This is a genomic window from Solirubrobacter ginsenosidimutans (genome assembly GCF_027587205.1).
The window spans coordinates 1-11,849 of record NZ_JAPDOD010000100.1 but is presented as its reverse complement, the minus strand read 5'-3'; the positions used below and the strand labels follow the sequence as shown (position 1 = coordinate 11,849).

The window sequence follows — 11,849 nt, the reverse complement described above, 5'->3', positions numbered from 1 at the left end:
GGCCGAGGAGGCGGTGGCGCTCGGCGAGCGCGGCGGCGCGCCGCTGGTCGTCCTCGAGGCGCGGCTCGTCGCCGGGCGCGCGCTGGCCGTGGCCGGCGACCCGCGAGCCCGCGAGGTCCTCCAGCGCGTCGCGGCGGACGCCGGGCTGGCCGGTGCGAACGGCGTGCTCGACGCCGCCGGCCGGGAGTTGCGCAAGGTCGGTTCCCGCGTCTCCGCACCCGCCCGGCGCGCCGCACGGCGCGACACGCGCCTGAGCGAGCGCGAGCGGGAGATCGCCGCGCTCGTCAGCGAAGGACGGTCGAACAAGCAGGTCGCCGCGACGCTCTACCTGAGCGAGAAGACGATCGAGAACTCGCTGACGACGATCTACGCCAAGCTCGGGGTGCGCTCACGCGTCGAGCTGAGCCTCCGCTTCAACCTCGACGGTCCAGCGGGGATCGAGCAGAGCGTGGATGACGACCATCGTGGAGGCGGGGCGGACGTCGCTGAAGACCTCGCCGTGCGCCGTCATCGCGCCCTCGGCGTCGGCGGTCGGGGTCAGCAGCGTGCGGGTGCGGACGACGTCGCTCGCGGAGGCGCCCGCTTCAGCCAGGGCGGCCAGGACGATCTCCCAGCAGCGGCGGGCCTGGGCCGCCGTTGACTCGGGGCAGCCGCCGTCGGGCATCACGGGGCCGGTGCCGGAGACGAGGACCCGGCTCCCGGCCCGGACCGCCCGCGAGAACCCGATCACGGGCTCATACGGGGAGCCGGACGTGATCAACTGGCGCTCCGGGTCGGCGTGCAGGACGTGCAGCGCGCGCTCGAGGTTCTGCTCTCGCACCAGCACGTAGTCGGTGTCGTAGGTCGAGATGGCGAAGATCGGGATGCCGGCGTCCGCGAGTGGCGTGGCGAGCGCGGAGAGGACGCCGGTGGCCTCGAACGGGATCGGCCCGGGGACGACCAGCGCGCGCCAGTCCTCCTCGACCTGGGTGTCGGGCGGTACGGCGTCCTGCGGGCACACGATCGAGAGCTCGTCGGGGGTGCGGGTGATCGAGACGAAGCCCTCATGGAGTTCCAGCGCCCACGACGGAATCCGGTCGGACGCGCGCAGGCGACAGACGGCAAGGGTCTCGGGGAGGACGGAGATTTCCATGGGGCGGCAGAATGCCAGGCCGGATGCCGCGCGTCGACGTGCTGATCGTGTCGCTGGGCGGCACCGCAGGGTTGCGAGAGGCCGACGCGGAGCTCGCGGCGTCGTTGCGTCGTGCAGGCGCACTGGTGGAGATCGCCCGCGTGGGGCGGGCGCGCGAGCTGCGGACGTTCGCCGCGATCGAGTTCGCGTGGGCGGTCAACGCGCGACGGGCGACCATGAGAGCCGTGGCCGACCTTTCACCCCGCGCGGTCATCTATTCGACCACGACCGCCGCACTGCTCGGTCCGGTTTCGGGCGCAATTCGCTTTGACGCCCCGGCCGCCGGCAACCGTCCGGGGCGCCATGGGATCTGGCAGCGCCCGGTCGAGGCGCGCCGCTTCAAGGCCGCGCCGCTGTTGCTGCCGTGGAGCGAGGGAGGCCTGGCCGAGGCGCCGGTGCCGCACGCCGACGCGGTGATCGTGCCGATGCCGGTCGAGCCGTCGGGCCCCGCGGGGGAGCGCGACATCGCCGCGATGACGTACGGCGCGAACCCGGACAAGAAGGGCCTGGACACCGTGCTCGAGGCCTGGTCGGTCGAGTCCCGTGAGGGCGAGGAGCTCATCGTCGCGGGTCTGGACGAGGCCGCGGGCGCGCCGTGGCTGGCGCGGGCACGGGAGGCGGCACGCGCCGTGTTCGCCCGACACGGCGTCACGCCCCCGTGGGATGGAGGGGAGATCAGCGCTCCCGGCGGGGGCAGCGTGCGGTTCGCGGGCCTCATTCCCCGCGACGAGTACCGCGCGCTGCTGCGCCGCACCCGCGTCTTTCTCAGCGCTCCGCGGCGCGAGGACTACGGGATCGCGCAGCTCGAGGCGCTCGCGGACGGGTGCGTGCTCGTCACGACGAACGCGCCCGGGCCGTACGTCGCGCTGCCGATCGCCCGCGGGCTCGACAACCGGCTCGTCGGGCCGCGACTGGCGATCCGCGCGGCGCTCGACGCTCCCAAGCCCGACTACGCGACGCGCGCCGCGACGGCGCTCGCCCCCTTCACCCGCGCCGCCGTCGACCGCGTCGTCGCGGAGCAGCTCCTGCCGCGGCTCATGCCTTAGCGCGCTTGCGCAGCGGCGCGAAGTCCGCCCACGAGCGCGTGTTCGCGACCTTCTCGGGGGTGAGCCACGCGCGGCGGGCGGTCGCGATGCCGTACTGCAGGAGGTCGAAGTTGCGGGCGGAGTGGGCATCGGAGTCGACCAGGACCATCACGCCGGCCTCGCTCGCGGCGCGGGCGTGGCTCTCGTTCATGTCGCGCCGGTCAGGCGCCGAGTTGATCTCGATCATCGTCCCGTTCTTCGCCGCGGCAGCGATCACGGCGGTCATGTCGATCGCGTAGGGCGGGCGGGTCTCGATCTTGCGGCCCGTCGGGTGGCCGATCGCGTCCAGCCAGGGATGCTCGACGGCGGCGATCATCCGCTCGGTCATCGCGGTCTCCTCCATGCCGAACGACGTGTGGATCGAGGCGATCACCCAGTCCAGGCGCTGCAGCAGCTCGTCCGGGTAGTCCAACGACCCGTCCGGGAGGATGTTGGACTCGGTCCCGGCGAGGATGCGGATCTTGCCCTCGAGCCGGTCGTTCAAGGCCGCGATCTCCTCGATCCGCGCCTCCAGCGCTTCAGGCGTGACGTGGTCCCCGAAGCCGTGCGACGCCGAATGGTCGGTGACCGCGAGGTACTCCCAGCCCCGCCGCAGCGCCTCCTCGGCCATCTGGTCCAACGTCTGACGACCGTCAGACAAAGTCGTGTGGCAGTGCAGGTCCCCGCGCAGGTCGGACAGCTCGATCAGCTGCGGCAGCGAGCCGTTCCGCGCCGCCTCGAGCTCGCCGCGCCCTTCACGCAGCTCCGGCGGGATCCACGCGTAGCCGAGCCGTTCGTAGACCTCCTCCTCGGTCGCGCAGCGCAGCGTCTCGCCGGTCTCGTCGTCGAGGATCCCGTACTCGCTCACATGCAGCCCGCGCCGCACCGCCGCCTCGCGCAGCTGCACGTTGTGGGCCTTGGAGCCCGTGAAGTGCTGCAGGACGTTGCCGAACTGGTCCGGCTCGACCACCCGCAGGTCGACCTTCACGCCCGAGTGCGTCCGCACCCGCGCACCCGCGTCACCAGACGCCGCGACCGACTCCACCAGCGGCAACTCGGCGAGCGTCGCGATCAGCGCGCCCACGTCATCCGCGGTGGCGATGATGTCGATGTCCTTGGCGGTGTCGCCCATCCGGCGCACGGAACCGGCGATCTCCACGCGATGCGCGGCGGGATGGTCACGCAACGCGCCGGCGATCTGCTCCGCCACGGGAATCGCGCGCGAGAGCAGGATGCGCGGGGCCGGGCCGCCGCCCTCCTCCTGCTCGGCCAGCACCCGCAGCAGGTTCTCCTCCACGCGCGCGCCGAGCCCGCGGATCTTGCGGATCTCGCCCGCCTCGGCCTTCTCGCGCAGCGCCTCCAGCGAGTCGACGCCGAGCTCGTCGTAGAGCAGCTTCGCCCGCTTGGCGCCGAAGCCCGGCAGGTGCATGATCGAGATCAGGCCGACGGGGAACTTGGCGCGGAGCTTGACCGCCGACGGGATGTCGCCCGTCTCGTCGAGCGCCTTCAGCTTCTCCTCGAGCGTCTTGCCGATCCCCGGCACAGTTGTGACCTTGCCCTCGCGCGTGAGGGCCATGATCGAAACGGACGCGTCACGCACGGCCTTGGCCGCGGTGCGGTAGGCGATGACCCGGTAGGACACCGCGCCGTCGAGCTCGTAGAGGTCTCCAAGCTCTTCGAAGGCGGCGGCGATCTCGGCGTTGTTCTTGGTGGCCATGGTTGGACCGTTAACCTACGCGCCCGCGATGGACGGCTCCGTGTGGGTGATCCTGCCGACGTACAACGAGGCCGAGAACATCGAGGCCGTCGTGGGTGGGATCCGTGCGGCCCTCCCCGACGCGCGCATCCTCGTCGTCGACGACAACTCGCACGACGGGACCGGGGAGCTCGCCGACCGCGTCGCCGACGACGTCCTGCACCGCCCGGGCAAGGCAGGCCTCGGGCGCGCCTACACCGCCGGCTTCGCTCACGCGCTGCACAACGGCGCGACCTACGTCTTCGAGATGGACGCCGACCTCTCCCACGACCCCGCCGACCTGCCGCGGCTGCTCGCCCCCGCCCTGGCCGGGGCGGACCTCGTGCTGGGCTCGCGCTACGTGGACGGCGGCGGGGTGGAGAACTGGGACCTCCTGCGACGGGTCATGTCGTTCGGCGGCTGCGCGTACGCCCGCCGCGTGCTCGGGGTCGAGATCCGCGACCTCACCGGCGGCTTCAAGTGCTTTCGCGCGACCACGTTGCAGCGGATCGACGCGCGCACCGCCGGCGCGCAGGGCTACGCCTTCCAGGTCGAGTTGACCTGGCGCGCGCTCTCGCTCGGCCTCGAAGTGACCGAGGTGCCGATCCGCTTTCGCGAGCGCCGGCTGGGCGAATCGAAGATGTCGGCGCAGATCGCGCTGGAGGCCGCGTGGCGGGTTCCGGCCCTGCGCTATGGGCGGCGGAGGTGGCATCCGCTGGAGGCGGACGTCCTTCCTGCCGATCCACTGGTGCATGAAGGCTGAAGAACTGGCGGTCGTCCAGGGGTGGGACGACACCCGCGCGACGCTGCTCCGGTGGAATGCGAACCCCTGGCCGGTGGCGCGGAAATGGGCGCTCGGCTCGCTCCTCGTCACCGCGACGCTGCTGACGCTGACCTGGGTCGTCGCCACGACCACGAATGCCGACCCGACGAGCTACAGCTATCCAGGCCTGACGCGTCCGGCGTACTGGCACGACTTCGGCTTCCTGCTCTACCGCAACGGGCTCGTGCTCGCGCTGCACTCGCTGGCCTGCGTCGCCGGGTTCATCGCCGGCGCGCAACTGCCGACCGCCGCCCGCGACTATTCGGGGTTCGTCCGCAAGGTCCACGATCGCGCCGGCACCGCGGCGATCGCCTTCGTCGCCGCCGCCACGCTCTTCTCGCTCGGCACGCAGGCCTACGCGCTCGGCAACGGCGCCGCGTCGCTGTCCGCGCGGCTCGACGTCTCGCCGTTCGCCCTGCTCGTGGCGCTGTTACCGCACGCGTTGCCGGAGCTCTTCGCGCTCTTCCTCCCGCTCGCCGCGTGGTCGCTGGCGAGCTCACGCGGCGCGTGGGACGAGCTGTTGGCCGCCACGTTCGCCACTACGGCGGTCGCGATCCCGCTGCTGGTGCTCGCCGCCGCGATCGAGACGTGGGTCACGCCGGACATCCTCCGCTGGCTCTACCATCACAGCTATACTTTTTGAAGCGACCTTAGAACTGCGGGAGGACCTTCAGATGGCAGGCAACATCACCGACGTCAGCGACAACAGCTTCCAGGCTGAAGTGCTGGAGAACGACGTCCCGGTGCTCGTGGACTTCTGGGCCCCCTGGTGCGGCCCGTGCCGCGTCATCGCGCCCGCCCTTCAGGAGATCGCCGAGGCCCGCGACGACCTGCGGATCGTCAAGCTCAACGTCGACGACAACCAGCAGACCGCCGCGCAGTACCAGGTGCTGGCCATCCCGACGATGATCCTCTTCCGCAACGGCCAGGAGGCCAAGCGCATCCAGGGCGCCATGCCCAAGAAGCGCATCGAGGCCGAGCTCGAGCCCGCGCTCGCCTAAGTCCTTTCCGCTCACGTCGCCGGGACGGTAGGTTCCGGCGATCAGTGAGCGGTCGTTGGTCCATTCACCTCTGCGGCGAGCTCCGCGTCGAACTCGCCGGCGAGCGCCGTGAGGCGCAGCTGCGCGGCCGCCAGGGGCGGCTCGCGTTCGCGTACCTGGTCCTGCACCGGTCCCGGCCCGTACGCCGCGACCAGCTGATCGAGGCGCTGTGGGCGCACGAGGGCGCCCCGCCGAGCGAGACCGCGCTCGCCCCGGTCCTCTCGCGCCTGCGCCGCGCGGTCGAGCCGGCGGTGATCGAAGGCCGCGAATCGCTGCGGCTCGTGTTCCCGGAGCCGGTCTGGGTCGACGTCGAGGCGATCGCCGAGCAGCTCGCGGTCGCCCGCGCCGGCCTCGACGCCAACGCCGCCCAGGTGGCGGCCACGCTGGCCGAGCCCGGCCTGCTCCCCGGTCTCGACGCGCCGTGGCTGAACGGCCCGCGCAACGACCTCGAGGAGCTGCGGGTCGAGGCGCTCGAGCTGATCGCCCAAGCGGGGCTCCGCCGCGGCGGCGAGGCATTGCCAGAGGCGGAACGAGCGGCGCGCACCGCGATCGCGCTGGCGCCGTTTCGCGAGTCCGCGCGGGCGGCGCTGATCTCGACCCTGATCCAGCGCGGCAACATCGCCGAGGCGATCCGCGCCTACGACGAGCTGCGGGTGCTGCTGCGCGAGGAGCTCGGCACCGTGCCCGGACCCGAGCTGGTCGCGCTGCACGAGCGGCTCCTCGCTCCCCAGCCGGCTCCCCGTGTGGTCGCGCCGAAGGCCACCGGGCTGCTCGAACGCGACGCCGAGATCGCGGAGATCGACGCCGCTCTGGCGCGGTTGCACGCCGGCGAGGGCGGCGTGCTCGCGTTCGAGGGTCCCGCCGGGATCGGCAAGACGCGGCTGCTCGGCGTGCTGCGCGAGCGGGCCGTCGAGGCGGGCGCGGAGGTGCTCGACGCGCGTGCCGGGGTGCTCGAGCGCGAGTTCGGCTTCGGCGTCGTGCGCCAGCTCTTCGAAGCCGTGGCGGCGACGGAACCGCCGCCCGCCGGCGCTCGCTCGGTCTTCGGCGAGGGCACGGCCCCCGACGGCCTGTTCGCCGTGCTCAGCGCGCTGTTCAACTACGTCGCGACGCTCGCCTCGCGCCGCCCGCTCGTGCTCTGCATCGACGACCTGCAGTGGAGCGACACCGCCTCCCTGCGCTTCGTCGCCTACCTCGCCCGGCGCATCGGCGAGCTGCCGGTGCTCGTGGGGACGACGATCCGCACCGGCGAGCCCGACAGCGACGAGCTCCTCCTCGGCGAGCTCGGCCAGGACCCGGTGACCGTCTCCGTGCACCCGCGGCCGCTGACCGAGGACGGCACGGCGGGGATGGTCTCCGACGTGCTCGGCGCGGCCGAGGAGGGCTTCGCCGCCGCCTGCCTGGAGGTCACGGCCGGCAACCCGCTGCTCCTGCGCCAGCTGCTGACCGCGCTCGCCGCCGAGAAGATCACGCCCGACGCCCAGCACGCCGCGTCGGTGCGGGCGATCGGGCCGCGGGCGGTGTCGCGGACCGTCCTCCTGCGGCTTGCGCGACTGCACGCGCCGGCTGCCGGCGTGGCCCGTGCGGTCGGAGTGCTGGGCGAGCAGCCCGGCCTCTCGGCGGTCGCCGCGCTGGCAGGCGTCGACGAGGGAGCGGCGGCCGAGGCGGTCGATGCGCTGGTGCGGGCGGAGATCCTGCGCGTCGACGAGCCGCTCGGTTTCGTGCATCCGCTCGTGCGGGACGCGGTGTACAGCGAGCTGCCGGCCGCGCGGCGCGGGCTGGAGCACGCGCGGGCGGCGCGGCTGCTGCACGACCTCGGGGCGGCGCCGGAGCGCATCGCGGCGCAGCTCATCCCCGCCCCGCCGCGGGCTGACCCGTGGGTGGTCGAGCGGCTGCGCGAGGCGGCGGCGATCGCGGTCGAGCGCGGCGCGCCCGAGGCGGCGCTGGCGCACCTGCAGCGCGCCCAGATCGAGCCACCCGCGCCGGACATCCGCTCGCGCCTTGCGCTCGAGCTCGGCGTGGCCGCTGAGTACGTGCGCGGCCCGCAAGCCGTCGAGGTGCTGACCGTCGCCCGCGAGGGCTTGGCCGATCCCGCGGCTCGTGGTTTGGCCTCGGTGATGTTGGCCCGCACGCTGCTGTTCATGGATACGCCGCAGGACGCGATCGTGCTGGTCGACGCCGCGCGCGCGGAATTGCCGCCCGAGCTCGAAGACCTGGACCTGGCGTTGCGAGCGATCCGCGTCGTCGGCGTGTTCTTCGGCGTCTCCGATCCCGCTGATCTGCATGAGCTGGCGGCGGTCCGCGAGGGCCCGCGAGGTGACGGCCCGGGCGCCAAGTGCCTGACCGCGATCACGTCACTTGCCGTCGCGATGCAGAGCGGCGACGCCGAAGAGGCGGCAGCGCTGGCGCGCGAGTCGCTGGCCGGGGACGAGATGCCCGAGTTCGACCGCGGCCTGTTCACCGTCCTGCCGGCGACCGTGATGGCCATGGCCGAACCCTCCGCCGCCGAGCCCGAATGGCGCCGCATCCGAAAGCTCGCAGGGCGCCGCGGTTCGGTGCTCGACCTGATCGGCGCCGACCTCTGGGGCGGGCTCACGAGCATCTGGACGGGTGACCTGGAGGCGGCGATCGAGCAGCTCGAACGCGCGATGGAAGGCGAGGCGCTGTTCGGCAGCTCGGCGAGCGCGCACATGGGCTACACGCCGGCCTTCCTCGCACTGGCATGGCTCGAACGCGGTCACCGCGACCGGGCGTGGGAGGCGTTGTGGCGGACCGGTGACCACACCGGCCCATCCGACGGCGAGCGCTTCTGGCTGTCGAGTCACGCGGAGCTCTTGCTCGCGGAGGCGGAATACGAGCGCGTGCGGGAGATCGCCGGGCAACTCGCGGTCACCCGTCCCGCGGAGGCGCACCCGCTGTGGTCCCCGTGGCGTGGCCTACAGGCCCGGGCGGCGTGGGGGGAGGGTGATCGGGAGACTGCGTCGCGCCTCGCGGGCGAAGAGCTGGAGCTCGCTCGCCGCAGCGGCGCGCCGTGGGTCGTGGGGCGCGCACTGCGGCAGCTGGGCGACGTGACGGGCGACGCGACGGTGTTGCGTGAGGCGGTCGCGTTCCTGGACGGGACGTCGGCGAAGCTTGAGCGCGCCAAGGCGCACGCGGCGCTGGGCGACGCGCAGAACGACATCCGCGCGTGGCGCACCGCGCGCGAACTGGCCGAGCGCTGCGGAGCCGACGGGCTGGCCGCGCGGCTGCGCTCACTGCTCCCCTCCTGAAGGGTCGATCAGTTGGTCGAGGGCGGCGAGGAGCTCGACCCAGCCTGAGAACTCGCGCTCCGGCCCGCCGGCGCGCGCCGCGCGGCCCTCGACCTCGCCGTGCTGGACGTGGAGGTCGAGATCGATGTGGAGCGGTCCGTCGGCCATCGTGAGAGGCATGGTGCCTCCCGACCGTTGCCGCGATGTTGCCGCGTTAGGGCGTGACGGTGAACGGCGCGGCAACACCCGCGTCGAGCAGGCGATACGCGCCCGGCTCGGCGTCGTCCGGGACCCGCGCGCGCTTGTGGAAGGTCTTGCCCGGCCCGACGGGATACCCGATGGCGGGGAACACCCACGGCAACGACACGTGGGTCCACGTGCCGTCGGCGAGCTGGCGCTCGAGGCTGTAGCTCGCGCCGGTGAGGCTGCAGCCCTTCCCCGTGTTGACGAAGTCGTAGTCCAGCGTCCCGCCGCGGGAGACGCTGGTCGCCGCGAGCCGGAGTGCGGTGTTGCTCGCCTTGGCGAGCGGGCAGTTCGCGTAGTTCGCGAACAGCCGGTGCCGCCAGCGCCGCTGGCCGGCCGTGACCCGTAGCGAGTAGGACCCCATCTCCGGCATCGCCGCGATGAACGTGCCGCTCCGCAGTGTCCGGCGCGAGATCGTCCGGATGATCTTGCCGCTCGTGCTCTCGCGGACGAGCGCCACGCGGACCCGCTCGGTCGACGCGATCTTCATCTCGAAGCGCTGGCCGGGCTCGTAGCCGTCGGCGCCCGGCCAGGTGATCTTCACCGGAGACGCTTGCGCCGCCGCGGGCAGGGCCAGCGCGGCGGCGAGGATGACGATCAGCGCGCGGAGCACGCGCTGATTATGTCGTCGGGAGCGTCCGATCGGTCGTCGTGGTCAGGAACTTCACCGCGGCGGGGATGTGCGCCGGGTCGATGTGGTGGGCGGCGTCAGACTCGTTGTAGGTCACATCGAGGCCGGCGTTGGTCAGGAGATCGCGGGCGTCGCGGGCGAAGTGGATATCCATCACGGGGTCCTGCCGACCATGGGCGATGAACACCTTGGTGTCGCGATCGGTGTCGGGCTGCCAACCGTCCACGGTGGGGATGAACCCGCTGAACGCCATGATCCCCGCCGGTGCCGGGCGGTCAGGACCGAGGCCGAGCGAGTAGCTCATGACCGAGCCCATGCTGAACCCGCCGAACACCGTGTTCTCCGGCGTGGTGCCAGTGCGCTCCCAGGTCTCGTCGTGGAAGCGGGCGAGCTTCTCGTAGGCGGCGTGGAACGTGTCGTGGTCCGGGAACCCGACGCGCGGCACGACGTACCAGTGCTTGCCCGGCCAACCCGGGACCTGGAGCGGCCCGCCCGGCGTGACGACGTGTAGCCGCCGCTCCGGGTCGAGCACGTCGGCCAGCCCGAGCAGGTCGTTCTCGTCGGCGCCGCGGCCGTGGTGGAGGATCAGCAGGCCTTCAGGGGTGCCGTTCGCGGGACGTTCTCGGTAGATCAATGCGCTCATGCCAAAACCCTCGGGTTCTCGACGGGGCGGAGTGTGGCCTCGAGCTCGGCGCGCAGGTGCTCGTGCTGCTTGGGCAGCCGCAGCGCCTCACCGAGGTGCTCCGCGTCCTCATCGACCGCGAAGCCGGGGCTCAATGTCGCGATCTCGAACAGCACGCCGCTCGGGATCCGGAAGTAGATGGACTTGAAGTAGTCGCGGTCGCGCACGTCGGTCACGAGCCCGCCCGCGTTCTGGATGCGCTCCTGCCACTTGAGGTGATCCTCGTCGATGGAGGCCCACGCGATGTGGTGGACGCTGCCGGCGCCCTGCTGGTCGTTGTAGGTGGGTGCGTCGTAGGCGAAGCGGAACCGGCGATCGGAGCCGCTCAGCAGATACTCGCCGTCGCCCTCGTAGGTGAAGCCGAGCAACTCGGTGAGGATCGAGTCCTCGACGCCGTGGAACACCGCATAGGCGCGAGCGCCGTGCAGGCCCTGGATCGCGTACTCGCTCGGGATCTCCGGATGGGCTGCCGTCAGCGGCGCGTTGCCGAGATCGGAGATCAGCAGTTCGAGCTTGAGCCCGTCGTAGTCCGCGAAGCGCAGGACGCCGGGCTCCCGGGTGGTCTCGCTGCCCGCGAGACGCTGCTCCCAGAAGTCGAGCGCGGCCTCGTCGGCCACGGCGAGCTGCAGCGTGTGGATCGACCCCGCGCCGGCACGGCCCTTGGCCGCCCCGGGGAACTCGAACCACGTGAGGATCGAGCCGGGCGCCCCGGTCTCGTCCCCGAAGTAGAGGTGATAGGCCTGCGGCTGGTCGAAATTGACGGTCTTCTTGACGAGCCGGAGGCCCAGGAGATCGCCGTAGAAGCGCGCATTCTCCTGCGCGTCCCCCGTGATCATCGTGATGTGGTGCAGGCCGGTGAACTTCATGGGTCTCAGTGTAGCGCTAGTTGATTGCACACGCAACTACATTCATCGGGCTCGCCTGCCAACGTCAACTGCGCCGGGTGGGGAGGGGGGAGTGGCGCACCCTCCGGGTCTGCCTGCCGTGAGTCCGCCGCTCGGCGCGGCTCTGTTGGCTCGAATTGCCGTGTTGGGATACCGACAGTTACGGGCGTGGTGCTGACACCCCCGTCCGCGCCGGGCCTTGCGGTGATCGGTTACGGCGAGCAACGAAGTCATGCGCGAGGGGGGTGACGAACAAATGCGTCCTGTGAGGACGGTGGATTCATCCGGTCGATGCAACACGATCGTGTTCGTGTCGTGAGATCGGGGGTTG

The 11,849-nt window shown here is 72.0% G+C and carries 11 protein-coding genes and 2 pseudogenes; 6 read left to right on the top strand and 7 right to left on the bottom strand.

Going from position 1 to position 11,849, the window contains the following annotated elements; all coding sequences use genetic code 11:
• Positions 1-306 (bottom strand): annotated as a pseudogene (locus tag OM076_RS43940) (hypothetical protein); the annotation flags it as partial.
• Here OM076_RS43940 and OM076_RS47075 point away from each other — a divergent pair.
• A pseudogene (locus OM076_RS47075) lies at positions 272-343 on the top strand (hypothetical protein); the annotation flags it as partial. The pseudogenes OM076_RS43940 and OM076_RS47075 overlap by 35 nt on opposite strands.
• A 45-nt stretch (positions 344-388) precedes the next feature.
• Here OM076_RS47075 and OM076_RS43935 read toward each other — a convergent pair.
• Positions 389-1,132 carry an ACT domain-containing protein gene (locus tag OM076_RS43935; RefSeq protein WP_270046587.1) on the bottom strand — a complete coding sequence of 248 codons (744 nt, stop codon included), beginning with the start codon at positions 1,130-1,132 and terminating at the stop codon, positions 389-391.
• Positions 1,133-1,155: 23 nt separating this feature from the next.
• Here OM076_RS43935 and OM076_RS43930 point away from each other — a divergent pair, with 23 nt between their 5' ends.
• Entirely contained in the window at positions 1,156-2,217 is a 1,062-nt protein-coding gene (locus tag OM076_RS43930; protein WP_270046585.1) for a glycosyltransferase, read from the top strand.
• On the opposite strand, the gene polX is transcribed toward OM076_RS43930, so the two are convergent.
• The gene (polX, locus tag OM076_RS43925; protein WP_270046584.1) at positions 2,207-3,952 is read right to left on the bottom strand and encodes a DNA polymerase/3'-5' exonuclease PolX; all 1,746 of its coding nucleotides are present in this window, start codon (positions 3,950-3,952) and stop codon (positions 2,207-2,209) included. The genes OM076_RS43930 and polX overlap by 11 nt on opposite strands.
• On the opposite strand from polX, the gene OM076_RS43920 reads away from it, so the two are divergent.
• Genes OM076_RS43920 through OM076_RS43905 form a run of 4 tightly spaced genes read left to right on the top strand, consistent with a single transcriptional unit; the run spans position 3,951 to position 9,099 of the window.
• The gene (locus OM076_RS43920) at positions 3,951-4,733 is read left to right on the top strand and encodes a polyprenol monophosphomannose synthase (RefSeq protein ID WP_270046583.1); all 783 of its coding nucleotides are present in this window, start codon (positions 3,951-3,953) and stop codon (positions 4,731-4,733) included. The two genes, polX and OM076_RS43920, sit on opposite strands and share 2 nt — an antisense overlap.
• A complete protein-coding gene (locus OM076_RS43915) occupies positions 4,723-5,436 on the top strand; it encodes a stage II sporulation protein M (RefSeq protein ID WP_270046581.1) in 714 nt (237 codons plus the stop codon). Before OM076_RS43920 ends, OM076_RS43915 begins: the two co-directional genes overlap by 11 nt.
• A 31-nt stretch (positions 5,437-5,467) precedes the next feature.
• A complete protein-coding gene (gene trxA, locus OM076_RS43910) occupies positions 5,468-5,794 on the top strand; it encodes a thioredoxin (protein WP_270046580.1) in 327 nt (108 codons plus the stop codon).
• 44 nt (positions 5,795-5,838) lie between these two features.
• Positions 5,839-9,099, top strand: coding sequence for an ATP-binding protein (locus OM076_RS43905; protein WP_270046579.1), 3,261 nt, complete (start codon positions 5,839-5,841; stop codon positions 9,097-9,099).
• On the opposite strand, the gene OM076_RS43900 is transcribed toward OM076_RS43905, so the two are convergent.
• From OM076_RS43900 to OM076_RS43885, 4 genes are read right to left on the bottom strand one after another with little or no spacing between them, the layout of a single operon-like run.
• Positions 9,082-9,246 carry a hypothetical protein gene (locus OM076_RS43900; RefSeq protein ID WP_270046577.1) on the bottom strand — a complete coding sequence of 55 codons (165 nt, stop codon included), beginning with the start codon at positions 9,244-9,246 and terminating at the stop codon, positions 9,082-9,084. The genes OM076_RS43905 and OM076_RS43900 overlap by 18 nt on opposite strands.
• A gap of 46 nt (positions 9,247-9,292) precedes the next feature.
• A complete protein-coding gene (locus tag OM076_RS43895; RefSeq protein ID WP_270046575.1) occupies positions 9,293-9,934 on the bottom strand; it encodes an immunoglobulin-like domain-containing protein in 642 nt (213 codons plus the stop codon).
• Positions 9,935-9,941: 7 nt separating this feature from the next.
• A complete protein-coding gene (locus tag OM076_RS43890; protein WP_270046574.1) occupies positions 9,942-10,595 on the bottom strand; it encodes an alpha/beta hydrolase in 654 nt (217 codons plus the stop codon).
• The gene (locus tag OM076_RS43885) at positions 10,592-11,500 is read right to left on the bottom strand and encodes a VOC family protein (protein ID WP_270046572.1); all 909 of its coding nucleotides are present in this window, start codon (positions 11,498-11,500) and stop codon (positions 10,592-10,594) included. Before OM076_RS43885 ends, OM076_RS43890 begins: the two co-directional genes overlap by 4 nt.
• Positions 11,501-11,849 lie beyond the last annotated feature (349 nt).

Bases quoted from the DNA above. Each gene is read 5' to 3' on its own strand.
- OM076_RS43915 (WP_270046581.1), top strand. From the start codon at position 4,723: ATGAAGGCTGAAGAACTGGCGGTCGTCCAGGGGTGGGACGACACCCGC.
- OM076_RS43885 (WP_270046572.1), bottom strand. From the start codon at position 11,500: ATGAAGTTCACCGGCCTGCACCACATCACGATGATCACGGGGGACGCG.
- OM076_RS43920 (WP_270046583.1), top strand. From the start codon at position 3,951: ATGGTTGGACCGTTAACCTACGCGCCCGCGATGGACGGCTCCGTGTGG.
- OM076_RS43890 (WP_270046574.1), bottom strand. From the start codon at position 10,595: ATGAGCGCATTGATCTACCGAGAACGTCCCGCGAACGGCACCCCTGAA.
- OM076_RS43935 (WP_270046587.1), bottom strand. From the start codon at position 1,132: ATGGAAATCTCCGTCCTCCCCGAGACCCTTGCCGTCTGTCGCCTGCGC.
- OM076_RS43900 (WP_270046577.1), bottom strand. From the start codon at position 9,246: ATGGCCGACGGACCGCTCCACATCGATCTCGACCTCCACGTCCAGCAC.
- polX (WP_270046584.1), bottom strand. From the start codon at position 3,952: ATGGCCACCAAGAACAACGCCGAGATCGCCGCCGCCTTCGAAGAGCTT.
- trxA (WP_270046580.1), top strand. From the start codon at position 5,468: ATGGCAGGCAACATCACCGACGTCAGCGACAACAGCTTCCAGGCTGAA.
- OM076_RS43930 (WP_270046585.1), top strand. From the start codon at position 1,156: ATGCCGCGCGTCGACGTGCTGATCGTGTCGCTGGGCGGCACCGCAGGG.